20 protein-coding genes are annotated in these 16,553 nt (G+C 35.3%); 13 read left to right on the top strand and 7 right to left on the bottom strand.

The window, feature by feature from the left end:
• Positions 1-215: 215 nt before the first annotated feature.
• Together BN999_RS11040 and mutY are read right to left on the bottom strand one after the other, a co-directional pair.
• Positions 216-383, bottom strand: a complete 168-nt coding sequence (locus BN999_RS11040; RefSeq protein WP_096271420.1) for a gamma-type small acid-soluble spore protein — start codon at positions 381-383, stop codon at positions 216-218.
• Between the two features lie 105 nt (positions 384-488).
• Positions 489-1,562, bottom strand: coding sequence for an A/G-specific adenine glycosylase (gene mutY, locus BN999_RS11045; protein WP_096271421.1), 1,074 nt, complete (start codon positions 1,560-1,562; stop codon positions 489-491).
• A gap of 87 nt (positions 1,563-1,649) precedes the next feature.
• On the opposite strand from mutY, the gene BN999_RS11050 reads away from it, so the two are divergent.
• Positions 1,650-2,636, top strand: coding sequence for a metal-dependent hydrolase (locus BN999_RS11050; RefSeq protein ID WP_096271422.1), 987 nt, complete (start codon positions 1,650-1,652; stop codon positions 2,634-2,636).
• A 154-nt stretch (positions 2,637-2,790) separates the two neighbouring features.
• Here the strand turns inward: BN999_RS11050 and BN999_RS11055 are convergent, their stop codons facing one another.
• Positions 2,791-3,126 (bottom strand): YfhH family protein, encoded by a 336-nt coding sequence (locus BN999_RS11055; protein WP_096271423.1) that lies wholly within the window; start codon positions 3,124-3,126, stop codon positions 2,791-2,793.
• 97 nt (positions 3,127-3,223) lie between these two features.
• Here BN999_RS11055 and BN999_RS11060 point away from each other — a divergent pair, with 97 nt between their 5' ends.
• Entirely contained in the window at positions 3,224-3,883 is a 660-nt protein-coding gene (locus BN999_RS11060) for an SDR family NAD(P)-dependent oxidoreductase (protein ID WP_096271424.1), read from the top strand.
• Between the two features lie 428 nt (positions 3,884-4,311).
• On the opposite strand, the gene recX is transcribed toward BN999_RS11060, so the two are convergent.
• Positions 4,312-5,133 carry a recombination regulator RecX gene (gene recX, locus BN999_RS11065; RefSeq protein ID WP_096271425.1) on the bottom strand — a complete coding sequence of 274 codons (822 nt, stop codon included), beginning with the start codon at positions 5,131-5,133 and terminating at the stop codon, positions 4,312-4,314.
• Between the two features lie 71 nt (positions 5,134-5,204).
• On the opposite strand from recX, the gene BN999_RS11070 reads away from it, so the two are divergent.
• The 8 genes from BN999_RS11070 (at position 5,205) to BN999_RS11105 (ending at position 11,412) form a co-directional block, all read left to right on the top strand.
• The gene (locus tag BN999_RS11070; protein ID WP_096271426.1) at positions 5,205-6,092 is read left to right on the top strand and encodes a TIGR01777 family oxidoreductase; all 888 of its coding nucleotides are present in this window, start codon (positions 5,205-5,207) and stop codon (positions 6,090-6,092) included.
• 374 nt (positions 6,093-6,466) lie between these two features.
• Positions 6,467-7,021: a GNAT family N-acetyltransferase gene (locus BN999_RS11075; protein ID WP_096271427.1), complete on the top strand. Its 555-nt coding sequence runs from the start codon at positions 6,467-6,469 to the stop codon at positions 7,019-7,021.
• A 64-nt stretch (positions 7,022-7,085) separates the two neighbouring features.
• On the top strand, positions 7,086-7,202 hold the full coding sequence (locus tag BN999_RS11080; protein WP_096271428.1) for a YfhE family protein: 117 nt from the start codon (positions 7,086-7,088) through the stop codon (positions 7,200-7,202).
• A gap of 815 nt (positions 7,203-8,017) precedes the next feature.
• Positions 8,018-8,407 (top strand): GntR family transcriptional regulator, encoded by a 390-nt coding sequence (locus BN999_RS11085; RefSeq protein WP_096271429.1) that lies wholly within the window; start codon positions 8,018-8,020, stop codon positions 8,405-8,407.
• Positions 8,408-9,508, top strand: a complete 1,101-nt coding sequence (locus BN999_RS11090; protein ID WP_096271430.1) for a DUF1648 domain-containing protein — start codon at positions 8,408-8,410, stop codon at positions 9,506-9,508.
• Between the two features lie 24 nt (positions 9,509-9,532).
• Positions 9,533-9,724 carry a PLD nuclease N-terminal domain-containing protein gene (locus BN999_RS11095; protein WP_096271431.1) on the top strand — a complete coding sequence of 64 codons (192 nt, stop codon included), beginning with the start codon at positions 9,533-9,535 and terminating at the stop codon, positions 9,722-9,724.
• Positions 9,725-10,636, top strand: a complete 912-nt coding sequence (locus BN999_RS11100) for an ABC transporter ATP-binding protein (RefSeq protein ID WP_096271432.1) — start codon at positions 9,725-9,727, stop codon at positions 10,634-10,636.
• A gap of 8 nt (positions 10,637-10,644) precedes the next feature.
• A complete protein-coding gene (locus tag BN999_RS11105; RefSeq protein ID WP_306419005.1) occupies positions 10,645-11,412 on the top strand; it encodes an ABC transporter permease in 768 nt (255 codons plus the stop codon).
• Positions 11,413-11,491: 79 nt separating this feature from the next.
• Here BN999_RS11105 and BN999_RS11110 read toward each other — a convergent pair whose 3' ends face one another.
• A complete protein-coding gene (locus tag BN999_RS11110) occupies positions 11,492-12,559 on the bottom strand; it encodes an amidase domain-containing protein (RefSeq protein WP_096271793.1) in 1,068 nt (355 codons plus the stop codon).
• Positions 12,560-12,799: 240 nt separating this feature from the next.
• Between BN999_RS11110 and BN999_RS11115 the strand changes: the two genes are divergently transcribed.
• The 3 genes from BN999_RS11115 (at position 12,800) to BN999_RS21025 (ending at position 14,733) form a co-directional block, all read left to right on the top strand.
• Entirely contained in the window at positions 12,800-13,264 is a 465-nt protein-coding gene (locus BN999_RS11115) for a hypothetical protein (protein ID WP_096271434.1), read from the top strand.
• Between the two features lie 63 nt (positions 13,265-13,327).
• Positions 13,328-14,605 (top strand): helix-turn-helix transcriptional regulator, encoded by a 1,278-nt coding sequence (locus tag BN999_RS11120; protein ID WP_096271435.1) that lies wholly within the window; start codon positions 13,328-13,330, stop codon positions 14,603-14,605.
• Positions 14,602-14,733, top strand: a complete 132-nt coding sequence (locus tag BN999_RS21025; protein WP_255247450.1) for a hypothetical protein — start codon at positions 14,602-14,604, stop codon at positions 14,731-14,733. Before BN999_RS11120 ends, BN999_RS21025 begins: the two co-directional genes overlap by 4 nt.
• Positions 14,734-14,844: 111 nt before the next feature.
• On the opposite strand, the gene BN999_RS11125 is transcribed toward BN999_RS21025, so the two are convergent.
• Positions 14,845-15,546 (bottom strand): hypothetical protein, encoded by a 702-nt coding sequence (locus tag BN999_RS11125; RefSeq protein WP_096271436.1) that lies wholly within the window; start codon positions 15,544-15,546, stop codon positions 14,845-14,847.
• A gap of 2 nt (positions 15,547-15,548) precedes the next feature.
• Complete coding sequence (locus tag BN999_RS11130) at positions 15,549-16,403, bottom strand: ABC transporter ATP-binding protein (protein WP_096271437.1); 855 nt, start codon at positions 16,401-16,403, stop codon at positions 15,549-15,551.
• Positions 16,404-16,553 lie beyond the last annotated feature (150 nt).

The following is a 16,553-nucleotide window of genomic DNA, read 5'->3' on the forward strand; positions in this document are numbered from 1 at the left end:
CGATCCGGACGAAGTTGAACTGTCTCATGACATTATTAATTATAAATCGACATAGCTATCCAACTATTTTCTATCTATTATAATAGGTAAGGAATAAAATATAAAGTTTAAAGCAAGTGTGTTATCTAAACAAGCTAATTGGCATACGTAAAAACAACAAAAAGAAGAGCTTCCGGGAGAAAGGAAGCTCTTCTTAAATTCTTGAGGGTAGGTAATTATTTTTTGTTAGCTTGAGATTGTTGATTTTGTTTTCTAACTTCTTGCGCATTTGTTTCAGAAGCAAACTCAGTACCATACTGCCCTTGACCAGCTTGTGCTTGAGCATTTTGTTGCTTCACATGTTGAACATTTGTTCCAGAAGTTGTCTTCTTGTTCTTCGCCATCAATATCACCTCCAACAATAATACTTTCTCCAAATAAATTATTGTTATCCAATTAAAATCTAAATGAGTAAAAGCATTTTTTGGAAATATTGGAGGTGTCTTATTCTATAAGTACTCTCGCATTTTTAGGTGGGATACTGGAAAAGGATAGGAATTTAATTCATCTTCCGTAACAAATACAATCTTCTCTTCTTTCCTTGTATCATGTTCTAATTTAGCATGAAAGATATTTAGCTCCCATGTTAGATGTGAAAATACATGTTTTAGGTCTGCTTGTTTTTCTCCCAAGTTAATTCTCATTCCATATTGTGCATAGAACCAATTTTCAATGAGCTCTACACTCATTTCCTGGATAGGAACCATTGGGAATTGCCATAGATTTGCTAGCAAACCGTCATCAGGTCGTTGTTCAATTGCAATTTCGCCCTGTTCATTTCGAATTAGTAAAACTGCGTATGGCATCTTTTTATTCTTTTTTGCTTTTGACTTTATTGGAAGCTGCTGCTCAACACCAAGTTCATACCCTTGACAATATTCTTGAACTGGGCAGATTAAACAAGCTGGTGACTTCGGTGTGCAAATAGTTGCTCCTAAGTCCATTATTGCTTGGTTGAAGGAAGATGGGTCTTCATGGGATATTACCTCACGAGTAATTGCTTCAAATAACTTCTTTGTTTTAGGTAGCGCAATATCATCATCTATATTTAATACTCTTGAAAAAACACGCATCACATTTCCATCAACAGCTGGTTCTGGTTGGTTAAAAGCAATCGATAAGATGGCACCTTTTGTGTAAGAACCTATCCCTTTTAGACTTTCTAATTCCTTTGGGTTATCGGGAACTTGTCCACCGTAATGTTCAACTACTTCTCGGACAGCATGTTGAAGATTCCTTGCACGGGAATAATAACCTAATCCTTCCCAAGCTTTTAAGACTTCTTGTTCGTCTGCAGCTGCTAATGCATGTACAGTAGGAAACTTTTCAAGAAAGTTATGGAAATACGGAATTACCGTATCGACTTTTGTCTGTTGCAGCATTATTTCAGAAACCCATACACGATATGGGTCTTGGTCTTTTCGCCATGGTAAATCACGTTTATTTGCATAGTACCATTCTAATAGATCTTTTTGGAATGCTTTAATATTAAAATTCTGTAACGAACTCTCCTTACCTATCATATAAACACATCCTTTATGGTACACTAAGAACACACGAAAAATTGATTACAAAACCTCATACTTATCGATATAGGAGGAATTCGCTTAATGGATACTGGAACCCATATTGTAATGGGGGTAGCTCTTGCAGGTTTATCTACTCTCGATCCAGTAGTAAATAATGATCCGGTGCTATTTAATGCTGTACTCGTGGGTACTATCGTAGGGTCTCATGCACCTGATTTTGATACTGTATTAAAATTAAGAAATAATGCAACTTATATTAGGCACCATCGCGGGCTTACACATTCAGTCCCGGCTGTTATCTTTTGGGGTGTATTAATTGCAAGCTTGATTCATCTTTTCTTTCCACAAGTTAATTTCTGGCATTTATATGGGTGGACGGCACTTGCAGTAATTATCCATGTCTTTGTAGATATTTTCAATGCCTATGGCACACAAGCTTATCGTCCTTTTACGGATAAATGGATTGCCCATGGGTTTATTAATACGTTCGATCCTTATATATTCGCGCTTCATTTAGCTGGAATTGTCGCTTGGATACTTGGTGCAAATCCTGGAACTACATGGATTCTCATTTATACTGTAATCCTATTATATTATATTAAGCGCTATATGGATAAAAAAGAAATCGTTAAAACGATTAAGGAATATTTTCCAGACACAATCGAGGTTGCAACTTCTCCAACAATTAAGCAGAATTATTGGCGTGTTGCCATTACCACGGAAAATAGATTTTATGTTGGTACTGTCGAAAACGGCCATATTGAAATAGTTGATGAATTTCAAAAAATAGCTCTACCTGATTCACCTGTAATTGATATTGCTAAAACGGATAAAAACATTTCTGCATTTCTATCTTTTTCACCTGTTTACCGGTGGGAGATTAATGAGTTTGATGATTATACAGAAGTTCGTTTCATTGATCTACGGTACCGTTCCAAGACATTCTACCCGTTTGTTGCTGTTGTTCAAATCAATTTAGACAATGAAATCGTTAGTTCGTATACGGGTTGGATTTTTTCTGAGCATAAATTACAGAATAAATTATATGTCGGCGACAGTCCGATATAAAAAAACTAGTGAGCCGTATGGGTTCACTAGTTTTTTCTGTATTTTGATGAACTTTTGACTACAATTGGCTATTCGAACGATTGTATTATTCGTTTTTTTATTATTAGTCGGAACAAAAAAGAGCTCGTTTCGAAAAACTTGCTCTTCCCCATTATTATTTATCCAATTTTTTCCCTAACAATGATATTGGAATTGCTTCTTCTTTTTCATATACTTCATCTAAAAGATTGATCCGATGTCCCCATGCAAATACACCTTCTAAGTAATTAATTTTAAACCTGTGACCTGGATCATGACGGAATTCGTATGTGCTCCCAGGAAGGAATTCTTCTGGGTTCAATGTATATGCTAAGGCTAACTGCATTTTTCTTTCATATATTTGTACTTCGCTAATATTACCTAATTGCTCAGCTTTTTGCGCTTTCTCTTTAAATTCTGCTACTAAACTAAGTAATTGCTCAACAGATAAATCACTATATCGATAGTTCATATACTAATCTCCCTTCGACTCTCTTTACATTTTATCAACAAACTGGGACAATTTAAATGGTTTAACATTATAATTCGACAAAAGGTGGGGGTATCTAATGCCAACAGTTGCGATAACCGGTGCAGGAACGGGACTAGGTAAAGCACTAGCATTCGAATATGCCGAAAATGGCTATAAAGTATATTTATTAGGTAGAAGAACAGAACCATTACAGCTTGTCCAGCATCAGATCACTGAAAAGGGTGGAAAAGCTGAGGTTGTTCTTTGTGATGTAAGAGAAATCGCTTCTATTCAAATCGCTTTCCAACGCATTGAAAAACTGGATGTGTTCATTAACAATGCTGGTATTGGGATTTTTGGACCAATAGATGACTATGATGTAGAGGACATTGATGCTACTTTAAATACAAATGTAAAAGGTACAATTCTAACGGTACAATCTGCACTTCCACTTATTCAAGAGAGTAAAGGTAGAATATTAACGATAATTTCAACAGCTGGATTACGAGGCAAAGTAAATGAATCCCTATATTGTGCGAGTAAGTTTGCTGTCCGAGGCTTTACTGAAGCACTTCAACAAGAATGGGCTGATGAAGATTTCACCATTACAGCTGTATACATGGGAGGAATGAACACACCTTTCTGGAAAAAATCAACTCATGTTGAGGACCCAAGTAGGTTAAAAGGACCTGAGGTTGTCGCTAAGCAGATTTTTGCAGAGGACGATGGACGGAAAGAAATCGTGGTTGATAGATAGAGATTAATGTTGGGGTTGGATGAGTTATGGATCGCGGGATTTGGCGCATGTTACTTGGTTTTGGGCTCATGGGTGCGAGGATTGGGTGCATGTTCCTTGGTTTCAGGAACAAGGTCTCGACGACTCGGCGCATGTTCCTTGGTTTCAGGCACAAGGTCTCGACGATTGGGCGCATGTTCCGTGGTTTTGGGCATAAGGTCATGAGGATTGGTCGCATGTTACTTGGTTACAGGCACATGGTCTCGATGATTGGGTGCATGTTCCTTGATTACAGGCACAAGGTCTCGACGACTGGGCGCATGTCACTCGATTTCGGGCACGTGGAATCGAGGCTTAGGTGGATGTGACGAGTATAAGAGAACAAGTTTAGTTAAAGCGGGCTCATCTCATGCAACTCCAAACCAAAAGGACTTGTCCGCGACAAGTCCTTAATTTTCTCCTTCGATTTCCTCTTCAATAAACTGGTTAATCAAATCCAACTGAAAACCTTTACGATATAAGCCTTCTTTCACCTTCATTTTAAGTTCATAGCCTGTTTTTTTTCCTATAAACTTCCGAACTAACTTTTCTCCTTGGTACACCAATGATTCCCACTCTGCAGAACTGTCCCTTTCGTCTACTGCTGATAGAAGAACTTCCCCAATAACATCTGAAGTAAATCCTTTCTGTGTCAACGTAATACGAAGTTGTTCTACCTTTTTATTAAACGAATCCTTCTTACTAGAATTAAGTTTTTTGTTTACCCATTTCAATGCTTTTTCTAATTGTGTATCATAGGTATAAAGAGAGATTGCTTCATTTGCAATTACAGCGGAGACACCTTTTTCCATAAGCTCACGTTTAACCAATAAAGGACCTTTTGATGTTGTATTCATTCTAGTCATGGTAAAAGCTTCTGCAAATTGTTTATCATTAACTAGTCCTTCTTTGGTTAATCTTTCCAATATGATATCAATATGCTCTACATCTACTTCCTTCTTTATCAAATAATCATATATTTCTTTTCGCGATCTCATTCGGTAACTTAAGTAATTAATCGCTAGAAGGTAGGATTTCTGTATAGTATCCTTTTTTAGAAGGAGTTCTATTGTTGACTCCTCAAGTTCAAGTCCTTTTCGAAGTCCAAATTCCACCAGGATTGCTTCATCAACACTAAATGCATACTTATCATGATTACCTTCAACTAGATAGATATTATAACGTTGCGTGCTTTTTTTCTGTGTAGTAATTCGACTGATTTTCTTCGGCAAGTTCATCACCTCTATTGTCCATCATAACATGTTAATAAGTAAAATTGATTACCAGAAACGAGGAGATTGTAATGAATTTTTTAATTACGGGCGGGACTGGTTTTGTTGGGAGAAAGCTTGTAGAGAAATTAACTTCCCTTGACCATCATTCTTATATCCTTACACGTACACCAGAGAATTTTTCTAACACTGAAAATACTACATATATTAGCTTTGACAATACTGAAAGCTTACCAGTTATCAAAGGAGTTATTAATCTTGCCGGAGAGACATTGTATGGATACTGGACTAAAAGTAAGAAGGACAAAATCAAAGCTAGTAGAATCGAAACAACTCAAAAGATTATTGACCTGATGAAACAAATGACGAAAAAGCCTGATGTGTTCATTAGTGGTTCAGCAGTTGGATTTTATGGAATATCAGATGACATGATTTTCACAGAAGAGACAAAACAACCAGGGAATGACTTTCTTGCGGATGTTGTGGTGGACTGGGAAAGAACCGCTAAACAAGCAGAAGAACTTTCTATTCGAACAGTGTTTACTAGATTTGGTGTCATCTTAGGAAAAGACGGTGGTGCACTACCTCTTATGTCCCTCCCTACGAAATTATATGTTGGCGGACGTGTAGGTAAGGGTGAGCAATGGACTTCTTGGGTTCACTTAGATGATGTGGTCGATTTAATATTATTTGCATTACAACATGAAACCATCTCCGGCCCCCTCAATGTGACTGCACCACAACCAGTAAGGAACAAAGAGTTTAATCAAATTCTATCCAGAACTCTTAAACGCCCCTATTGGTTCCCAACACCTAGTCCACTAGTTCGAATGGCGACAGGAGAAATGAGCCAACTTGTATTGAAAGGTCAGTATGTCTTACCTAATAAAGCTCTTGAAAATGGATTTGAATTTCAGTTCCCAACTCTTCATTTAGCCTTGGAAGATTGCTTAAAATAAGTGTAAAAATATTTTTACAAAATTTGTCGATATTTTTGATGAAAAAGTAGTTCCCTTTTAGAGTGTTTCATAGTATTATATGTATTGTTACAATTTAACGCACGTTCTAGAAAACCAGAATTCGCTTGTTCTATTACGAATACGATCGTTTTTCTGATGCATATAGGAAAGTTCTTTTCTCAATTTCCTACTTGTCAAAATATAATAGGGAAGGCAAATGGTGCGCCACCTGTCTAACAGGTTCTAGTGGGTTCGATTCCCACCCCGAATTTTTGTTGATCTTAATAAAAATTCGCGGGTGGGCTTGCCAACTAGGTTCCCTTTTCTTTGGATACCTTGGAAAACCCTCCTGCGCAAATAAGGAGGGTTTTTCAATGCTAAAAAAGCGTGATCTACATGAGGTGCCAGTATTGTTTGAGCTGATGTCACACCCAGATGTATTTCCATATGTAAGACACAAAGCAACAACATCTGATGAATTTTACTTCATCACCAAGAAAACAATTGAAGCAGAAGAACAAGGTGAGTTGATCTCAAGGACGATTGTTGATGAATTTCAGCAGCCAATCGGTACTATTAACCTATTTGATATTGAAAACAATCACGGTTTTTTAGCAACTTGGATTGGCCAGCCTTATTTCGGGAAGGGATATAATCGTGCGGCAAAAGAGCAGTTTTTTGATGAGTTATTCTTTGACTATGAAATCGAAACGATCTTCATGAAGGTAAGAAAAACTAATGTCCGCTCTACAAAAGCCGTGCTTAAACTCCCTTATGTTGCGCTAGGCAACACCATTTACCCTGAAGTCTACCAAAAAGTAAATCAATTGGAAGAAATTTATGATATCTTCGCGATTTCTAAAGAACATTACCTTTCTTATCAACAATTTGTTACTTTGGAAGCAAATGCAGATGGCGAAGTGGGTTAAGTTTGTATAAAAATGTAAATATTGGTTATTCTAAACAGTAAATATATGCGAGTGAGGGATAGCCGTGCCTAAAGAAAAACGTGAAGTAAGAGATAAGTTTTTGAACAAAACTCAGGAAGTACTTTATCAAAGGGAATTCAAACGAGCTGACCGTGCCAGAGTTAAAACAGATCGAAGCTAAGTGCTTCGGTCTTTTTTTATGGCTTTTTATAGAGTGGTTAGTGATTATAGGTTCACGGTTAATAGAAACTGTGCGTTAACTAAGGATTTTGCTAATCATTTCCGCGTCTGAAAGCAATGAATAAACTTCCCAACAATCATTTCATCAGATCGGCGGTATCAAAATGATTCATGAAAGAGTCTCATAAATCATTTCAACGGCTTCGCGGATTCAAAATGATTCATGAAGGAGTCTCATAAATCATTTCAATGGCTCAGCGACTTCAAAACGATTCATGAAAGAGGCTCATAGATCATTTCATCAGCTCGGTGGTGTCAAAATGATTTATATAGGAGTCTCCCCGAATCACTTCATCACATTCTGCTTCTAAATCTATAGGGGGCAAAGATTACTAAGTTTAGCGCAAAGGTACTATCAATATGGAACAACTTTCCCTAGAAGATACCCATAATTTATTCCCTATATTATCCACATACCACCCCACCTGTTGTGTATAACAAATTAAAACCATTGAATTAAAAACCCACTTTATCCACAGTTAAATGTTAATAACTATTCACATACTCCTGTGGATAATGTGGATATTATTCACTATCATCTAGAAAATAATAAACAAACTGTGGATACTACTGTTAGTAACTATTTATTATTGACATATTTGTTCTAACTGTTATACTATAACTATAACAGTTAGAACAATAAAATTAACTTAAATCAGCCCTTGTAACTTAGGCAAATCCTGTTCGACATAAATCGGGAAGTGACAGGCACCCAATAAAACAGGCACCCATAAAAAGGAAGGAGAGTGCTGGGATGTGTTTATAAAATTGGATTTTGAGTCTAGTGAGCCGATTTATCAGCAGTTGGTTTTTCGGATTATGGAGGGGATTGCGATGAAGGAGTTAAAACCTGGTGATGATTTACCTTCTGTGAGATCGCTTGCTTCTGATATTGGGATTAATCTCCATACGGTGAATAAGGCTTACCATCAGTTAAAGCAAGAAGGTTTTATTCAAATCCATAGACAAAAAGGGGTTGTGATTAATCCGGATGGTGTTCCGAAAGCCGATGAACAATATAAAGAGCGGCTAAAGAAGAACCTGCATCCACTTATCACTGAATCAATTTGTCGAGATTTAGGTGAAGAAGAATTCATAAAGCTTTGTCAAACAATATATGAAACTTACCAAGGAGGTCGTACGTAAATGAATATGATGTTTTTACTGATTATTTTACTTCCTGTGTTTATCTCAACCATGTTTATACCTTACTGGACTCGAAGAACGGAAAGTTTTGGCGTCTCCATTCCCGAGGAGATATATTACACCGATAAGATTAAACAACTCCGGAGCCAGTATGTACTTTATTCGGGAATATCCGCTATCTTTGTCACTATTTTATCATTAGTACTCGGAGCAATAGATGAACTTAGTTCCAATGTGTTTAGCATCTACTTCTCTATTCTTGTATTCCTTTATTTATTGATTCATTTTCTAATTTACCTCAGATTCCACAATGTGATGAAGAAATTAAAGCAAGCTGAAAAATGGGGGCAAGAAAAGCCACAGCAAGTGTTTATCGATACAGAGTTTAGAAAACAGAAGTTAAACTACTCCAATCTGTGGTTTGCGGTTTCCTTCCTGTTCACATTTGCAACGATTGCTTTAACGTATAGATATTACGACCGTATTCCTGAACAAATGCCTATGCAATATGACTTTAATGGCATAGTAACTAATACCGTTACCAAAACTCCGCGTACTGTTTTAGCCATGCCTATTATGCAACTTTACTTAACGCTATTATTTATGTTTTTAAATACAATGATTGCAAAAGCAAAACAACAGATTAGTGCCGAAAAACCAGAAGAATCTAAGAAGCAAAATGTTATTTTCAGAAGAAGATGGTCAGCATATCTTATCGGTACAGGTATTGGAACATCCCTATTATTTTCGTTTATTCAGGTTTCATTTATTTATCCGTTTAACTCTACCTTAATAACCATTGTGCCACTTGTTTTCACTGTCATCTTGACACTTTGGGCCATTATATTATCGATTACAACTGGTCAAGGTGGTAGTCGTGTCAAGCTTTCAACCGGGACAAATGGTGAAGTTATTGACCGTGATAATGATAAACATTGGAAGCTTGGTGTTTTATATTTCAATCCAAATGACCCAGCCATTTTCTTAGAGAAACGTTTTGGAGTTGGTTGGACGATTAACTTAGCAAGACCAGTTGCTTGGATAATCTTTGGTGTTATGATCTTATTAATTATCGCGATTCCTAAATTGATGGGAATTTAATAAAACAAGATTGGAGAGATTTATATGGTGGATATTAATTGGGCATTAATTGCTCCTATCCTTATTATTGAATTTATTTTATTACTAGTTGCTATTGTGGACTTGGTTAAAGTGAAGGAAACGAACGGTCCAAAATGGTTATGGGCAATTATCATTGTTCTTGTTAGTATTTTAGGACCAGTTTTGTACTTTATCATTGGAAGGAGATCACGTTAAATGGCCCTACTTACCGTTGAGAATTTAACTAAAAAATATGGCTCCAAAACTGTTGTAGATCATATCAGTTTTGATTTCGGTCATCATAAGTGTATCGCGTTAATTGGTCCTAATGGAGCTGGTAAGACAACAACTTTGAGAACTTTGGCAGGGCTACTTAAACCAACTGAAGGAAGCATTCAGTTTGAGTCTCAAGCTAAAAATCAGGATTTACGGGAGTGGATTGGCTATTTGCCACAATACCCATCCTTCCATTCTTGGATGACTGGGAAAGAATTCTTGATCTATAGTGGAAAATTAGCAAAGCTTTCCAAGGTTGAAGCTAACAAGCGTGCAGCGGAATTATTGAAAGAAATTGGGATTTCAGAGGATGCTCAGAATGAACGTATCTCGCGTTATTCCGGTGGGATGAAGCAAAGACTTGGAATAGCTCAAGCGATTATCCACAAGCCAAAACTATTAATCTTAGATGAACCAGTTGCATCACTTGACCCAATAGGCCGCAGGGAAGTACTTGTTTTAATGGAAAAGCTAAAACAAGAAATGACGATCTTATTTTCCACCCATATATTAAATGATGCAGAAGAAGTGAGTGATGAACTTCTACTTTTAAATCATGGCAAACTTATCGAATCTGGATCGTTAATTGAATTAAGGAAAAAATATCAAACCACGGTCATCGAACTGCAGGTTGAAGATGAAGTTCAACCGTATCAAGAAAAAATAAGAGCGTTAAATGGTGTTTCCAATACCAAGGTAGAACGGGATACGCTTTTGATAACAACAACTGACATGAACCAAGCACGTGAGAACATTCTATCAATGGCCACAAAAGAAAACTGGAAAATCACAACATTTTCCATTAATAAAGCTTCACTAGAAGATATGTTTATGAGGGTGGTGAATAACTGATGCAATGGATGACTTTATTTCAAAAAGAGTTGTTGGAAAATTGGCGGAACAAGAAATGGATTTGGGTACCTTTAGTTATTATATTATTGTCAGTGATGGATCCTTTGACAACATATTATTTGCCGCAAATCATTGATTCTGTTGGTGGCATGCCTGAAGGTGCTGTATTTGAAATCCCTGAAATGGAACCTGCTCAAGTTATTATGATGAGTCTTAGTCAATTAAGTAGTTTAGGAGTCTTGGTAGTAGTTCTAGTATTAATGGGGACTATCGCTGGAGAGAGAAAAAGTGGTGTTTCTGAGCTTGTACTAGTAAAACCTGTTTCATATATGAATTATATTAGTGCAAAGTGGGTTTCTTATTTATTACTAGTTTGGGTTTCACTTTTCCTTGGCTTACTTGTAAGTTGGTATTATATCAACATTCTCTTTGGAACGCTAACCATTGGTGAATTCCTAACCGTATTTTTCTTCTACGGTATGTGGCTGACCTTGGTTGTTTCGTTAACTATATTCTATAATACCGTTTTTAAATCAGCAGGATTAGTAGCGTTTTTCACCATTTTAACCATTATGGTGATGAGTATTATCACACAAATCTTCCAACATGTTCTCGACTGGAGCCCAAATAACCTCTCTAGCTACATCTTAGAATCTTTGTCTTCAGGAGAGATTAGTAGTGAACTGTTTGCTACTGCAGGAGTAACATTGATACTTTCCATATTATTAATATTCTTGTCTGGATTGATTTTTAAACGAAAAGAAATGGCAGTTTAATATTACTCCAGTCCAATATTAGGGGGACAGTTTCACCATGTTAGCATGTTAAACATGAAAAACTGTCCCTGACTTTTTCTTAGTTAATTTTCAAAATTTCAATCTGTGAGTAACTGCTTATTGCACTTAATAAAGGATATGCTTGTCTATTGTTTGTATGTCCCGCTAATAAGAAATCCTTATTAGAGGAATCATATGCTGAGATTATCATTAGGTGAGTCGGGACCGTAACAAAGTTTGCAATACCTTTATGGAAGACCAATACATCACCTTTGTAAATGTCTCCACTATAAATCTGTTCATGATTCTGTCTATAGTAGTCGGCACTATAGGAACTTACACCAGACTTTGGTCTCCAATAACTTCTAAATTCTTTTACACTAATCCATGGACTAGGATCCGTAAGTTTCCAACTATAATTTAATTGGTATGCACTATCAATAGTCCAGTAGGTTAAATTTTTTCTACTAACCGTCCAATCACCAGATTTTGACTTTCCACCACCAATATGCAGAGCCTGCGAGACAAAGTTCGTACAATCTGTTCCAAAGTCACCTGTAAATTTAGGGTAATCTCTGCGGTAATAATTCCAGTTATTATATGCCCAATTGCCAGCTCCCGTACCGTTATATGATGCGGTTGTATTAACTAAATCTTCCTTTTCGGTGTTCTCTTCAATAAAAGTTATAACTTCACTCTCGGAATCATTAGGTCCCATCGCATAACGATCTAGATAATCTAAGAATAATTCTTTTACTTCGACTTCCTCTACAGAGTCATAGATTTTCATTATTTTAGACATAATATTAACTTTATCTTCCCTATTTATAGAAACTACTTCTTTAGACGTTGTTGCGTCTGGATAATAGTTGGACAATTCATCTAAAACCTTAATATCTAACTCGTAATACAATTCCAACGTATTTAATATAATTTGTTCTTCCACTTTAGGGTCTACCAAAGGATCCATATCCTGAGTGCTTGAATATTGTTCCATACTATTCATATACGCCTGAACATATGGGTTATTAGAATTAGGAATAGCACTATTTGATTTAGCATGAACTACTGAAGCTTGAAATGGTAGAGTTGAGATTAATAGTACGAAAGCAAATAACAAATAGATTAGTTTGTGTTGTTTATTCATTACATATTTCCTCCCATTTAATATATTATCTGTACTCCCTAACACTTTATCTCCTCCCCCTCTTATTTGGAGTACTCCACATGTAACTCAATTATACCTAGAGAAAAGTCTGACAACATTGGGAAATATTACAGATTAATTATCAGATTAAGAGCAAAATATATTACCAAATTACACAATATACAGAGAGGTTTATAATGGTAAAATAATATATAAGAAATATCCGAGAGGTGAGTCATCTTGAAAAAAGTACTAATACTCTTATTCCTTTTACTTTTATTATGGGCTTGTGATGATAGTTATACTTCGGAACACAGTAACTATAATATTTCTAATCAGGAGATAGGATCTATAAAAGAGTATATTAATAATCATTTAATAAAGCCTATAAAAGAAGGAGAAGTACATAGTGCAATCGAAATACTTGGTAGTAATACTACTAATAGAGAGATTTATATTTGGGTAGTTGCACAAGAATTCTACCTTGAAGGTGGAAGCCAAAAGAGGACTTCAGGTGTGTCTTTACCAGTTGTATTAGAAGTAAGGAAGGAAGAAAATGAATTTCAAGTTCTAAACCATAAAACACCAGGAGAGGGAAATGAATATCTTACTGATGTAGAAAAAATGTTCCCTAAAGAAATCAGAGAAAGAATTAAAGATTATGATACTACCGAATTAACAAAACGATTGGAAGATCAAAACTAATTCTTGTAGGCTAATAATAACTATTTATTTATTTAAATTCACTTTGAAAAGGGTGATATATTTATGACTCCATATATCGGTACAATTTTAAAATTAAAACGAACGGAAATGAACATTAACCAAGAAAAGTTATGTGAAGGTATTTGTACGCCATCCTATCTTAGTAGAATCGAAAACAATCATGTAATAGCAGATACAGAAATTTATAAGTTACTTTTCTCAGAGCTAAATATTGATTATGAAAGTTTGCTAGAAGTAAATAATGAAATTGATAAACAGATTGAAGATTGGTATAAAGATTTGATTCTATTTGGTTGTGTTGAAAAGGATATTAGTGAACTAAAGCAACAGTCTACATCTGCTGGTCTAGAAACCCTAGTTAAATTTGAAATCGTCCAAGCACGTTACCATATTATGTGTGGTAGGAATATGGATGCTAGGAAAAAACTTAATAGTTTACGGAATACATTAGACTACGGTCAAAACCGTAATTATTTTATCTATATGAATACCTTAATTTACCTTAATTATATGGAGAAACAATACGATAACGCAGTAAGTATAGGTAAAGATTTATTAAAGGTGAAAAGCCATGCTGAGTCATTTAAAGATTACGAGATAGGATTTTTCTATTACAATTTTGCATTAGCTTACAAGGAGTTATACAAATATGATAAGTGTAAGGTACTTGTAGAACGAGCTTTAGGAATTTTCAATAATGGGTATTACCTGGATAGAGCGATTGATTGCCACAACTTACTTGGTATATGCTACAACAACCTTGGACTTAGCAAAGAGGCCATTGATTCCTACAACATGGTAAAACGATTATTACAATACTTACCTGAACAAGACCAAGATCGTTATAGAGGAATACTATATAATAATTTGGGTTATTGTTATGAATTACAAGAACAATACAATAAAGCTACATATTATTATAATCTTTGTTTGCAGTATACGAATAACGAGCAATTATCCAAAACAATTATAAATCTAGTAAGATGCCACTATAATGATAAGAATATAACAGAATCTAAAAAATGGCTTCAATATGGTCTAAATCTGATCAATCCTAAGACTCCTAAGAAGTTATTAATCCAATTACAGATTTTTACTATCATTTTAAATGATAACCAATCACTAGAAGATATTACATGTATCCAGAAAGATAGTATGACATTCTTTAAAGAGAATCAACTTTGGGACCTAATATTGTTCTACAGCAAAATTTTTGCAACTATTTATGAGAATCATCAACATTATAAAAAAGCAAACCAACTATATAAAATAATCATAGAAACTAATAATCAGATCTATAAAGGGGATATTGAAAAATGAAAAAAATATGGATAAGTCTACTGCTAATTACTACTATCTTAATAAGTACTAATGATGTTTCGATTGAATTCGCATCTGAAAATGAAGAAGATACCGGTCCAATGGGTGAAGTACATAATAACCTATAAGCATTTCATTCGTTACCAACAAGGGACAGTTCCTCACGAATCGACAATTTAAATCGGTGAGTTACTGTCCCTCACTATTTAGCTGGTATTCTATTCTACCATTCAATAAGGTTATCTTCTCTTCTCAATCGTAATCCTTCTAACAAATACAAAGGAGAACATAAATAGCAACAGTCCAACCCCTAACATTTGATAAAAGAATAACATATCTAATTGCGAAACTACCTCTACAATAAAGTCATAAATCCAGCCTTTAGCAACCCCAAGTAGCAAAGCGATTGCCAGAATACCAGCGACTATTCCACCACCTGCAATTCCGTATCTATAGAACAATAGACCAATAATAAACATAAAGGCTAGTAGGAAGAACATAATACATACATCTATTAAGATTCGATTTAACCAATTATCTTCAAGCATCATGGCAGGGTGTAGAAATAGGAATGTATTGATATTGGTTGCATCTGTAAATAGTAATACCAGTTCTTGTATGGTGCTTGCAACAACTGATTTCACCACTACTACGATCAAGAAGAATATTCCAAGGCTAATTAAGATATTCTTACGTGTTGCTCCCATCTTTATAGCAAAAGGAATACTTTCCTTTACTGTTAAAAATCCCAGAATCAGACAGTAAAAGTACAAAGCAAAAGGAAAACCAAAAGCCATCTGTCCGTCTTCAAATCTTATTAAGTAATTCGCAAAGGCAATTGATACAACTAATACCAATAATAAAATGGACCAAAATATTAAAATGTTATGGCGAATATCACTTATATAGAAATATAATAAACCTTTAATCTGCTTATTCATGATTATGCCCCCTTCCTTTCCGTTAAATAGATCATCAATTCCTGAATTGGTACACCTTCCACAGAAAGCCCCTCAACTTTTGCCGCTTCATAGTGACCAAAGACATAAGCCGTCATCATCCCAGCAAGTTTTTTCGTGGTAATAACTTCCTTATCCTTTATAAATCCTTCTACCTGATCAATAGTTCCAGATAATGCACACGCACTATTTCGTAATACATCCGCATCTTCTTGTAGGGCTAATTTTCCTTCTTGTAAAATGATAACTTCCTCAAACATTAAACTAACTTCATCGATTAAATGGGTAGAAAATATAATGGTTCTAGGCTCTTCCTCGTATTCTCTTAGTAATATATCGTAAAATTTCTTTCGTGCTGCTGCATCTAATCCAATGTATGGTTCATCAAATACTGTGATAGGTGCTTTACTTGCAAGACCCACTATAATACCTAATGCTGACTCCATTCCTTTTGAAAGTGCTTTGACTTTTAACTTTGGATCAAGATTGTATTCTGTTACTAAAGTTTCGGCTAATTCTTGATCCCATTTTGGATAAAAGAAGGAACTGATTTTCAATACATTCTTTATGCTTAAATCTTTCTTAAAATTATTTCCCTCTTTTATTAGACAAATTGATTCGGTTAGTCTCTGATTATCAAATGGTTTATTCCCATCTATTAATATCTCCCCACTGGTTTCAATCATCTGACCAGCAAGTATTTCCATAAATGTCGTTTTACCAGCACCATTACGTCCTAGTAAACCGTATATTTTGGGTTCTTCTAAGGTAAAAGAGATTGAATCTAAAGCTTTTTTATTTCCATACTTCTTTGTTAAATTCTTAACCTCAATTTTCATTTATTGCTCCCCCTTCATCATCTCGTATTGTCAAAAGTTTTTATAAAAAATCTATTAGTATTCCCTATTTCATGCGTTTTTATACAAAAAAACTTGCCACCCCCTCGAATTTAGGGTATTAGTGAGGTAACCACACCAAAACAAATACCT

The sequence above is a fragment of the Paucisalibacillus globulus genome, from assembly GCF_900184735.1.
Classification (GTDB): Bacteria; Bacillota; Bacilli; order Bacillales; family Amphibacillaceae; genus Ornithinibacillus; species Ornithinibacillus globulus_B.

What these genes read in the sequence shown, in the direction of transcription:
- BN999_RS11040 (WP_096271420.1), bottom strand. Translation starts at nt 383, where the DNA reads ATGGCGAAGAACAAGAAGACAACTTCTGGAACAAATGTTCAACATGTG.
- mutY (WP_096271421.1), bottom strand. Translation starts at nt 1,562, where the DNA reads ATGATAGGTAAGGAGAGTTCGTTACAGAATTTTAATATTAAAGCATTC.
- BN999_RS11050 (WP_096271422.1), top strand. Translation starts at nt 1,650, where the DNA reads ATGGATACTGGAACCCATATTGTAATGGGGGTAGCTCTTGCAGGTTTA.
- BN999_RS11055 (WP_096271423.1), bottom strand. Translation starts at nt 3,126, where the DNA reads ATGAACTATCGATATAGTGATTTATCTGTTGAGCAATTACTTAGTTTA.
- BN999_RS11060 (WP_096271424.1), top strand. Translation starts at nt 3,224, where the DNA reads ATGCCAACAGTTGCGATAACCGGTGCAGGAACGGGACTAGGTAAAGCA.
- BN999_RS11070 (WP_096271426.1), top strand. Translation starts at nt 5,205, where the DNA reads ATGAATTTTTTAATTACGGGCGGGACTGGTTTTGTTGGGAGAAAGCTT.
- BN999_RS11075 (WP_096271427.1), top strand. Translation starts at nt 6,467, where the DNA reads ATGCTAAAAAAGCGTGATCTACATGAGGTGCCAGTATTGTTTGAGCTG.
- BN999_RS11090 (WP_096271430.1), top strand. Translation starts at nt 8,408, where the DNA reads ATGAATATGATGTTTTTACTGATTATTTTACTTCCTGTGTTTATCTCA.
- BN999_RS11095 (WP_096271431.1), top strand. Translation starts at nt 9,533, where the DNA reads ATGGTGGATATTAATTGGGCATTAATTGCTCCTATCCTTATTATTGAA.
- BN999_RS11100 (WP_096271432.1), top strand. Translation starts at nt 9,725, where the DNA reads ATGGCCCTACTTACCGTTGAGAATTTAACTAAAAAATATGGCTCCAAA.
- BN999_RS11105 (WP_306419005.1), top strand. Translation starts at nt 10,645, where the DNA reads ATGACTTTATTTCAAAAAGAGTTGTTGGAAAATTGGCGGAACAAGAAA.
- BN999_RS11110 (WP_096271793.1), bottom strand. Translation starts at nt 12,559, where the DNA reads ATGAATAAACAACACAAACTAATCTATTTGTTATTTGCTTTCGTACTA.
- BN999_RS11120 (WP_096271435.1), top strand. Translation starts at nt 13,328, where the DNA reads ATGACTCCATATATCGGTACAATTTTAAAATTAAAACGAACGGAAATG.
- BN999_RS21025 (WP_255247450.1), top strand. Translation starts at nt 14,602, where the DNA reads ATGAAAAAAATATGGATAAGTCTACTGCTAATTACTACTATCTTAATA.
- BN999_RS11125 (WP_096271436.1), bottom strand. Translation starts at nt 15,546, where the DNA reads ATGAATAAGCAGATTAAAGGTTTATTATATTTCTATATAAGTGATATT.
- BN999_RS11130 (WP_096271437.1), bottom strand. Translation starts at nt 16,403, where the DNA reads ATGAAAATTGAGGTTAAGAATTTAACAAAGAAGTATGGAAATAAAAAA.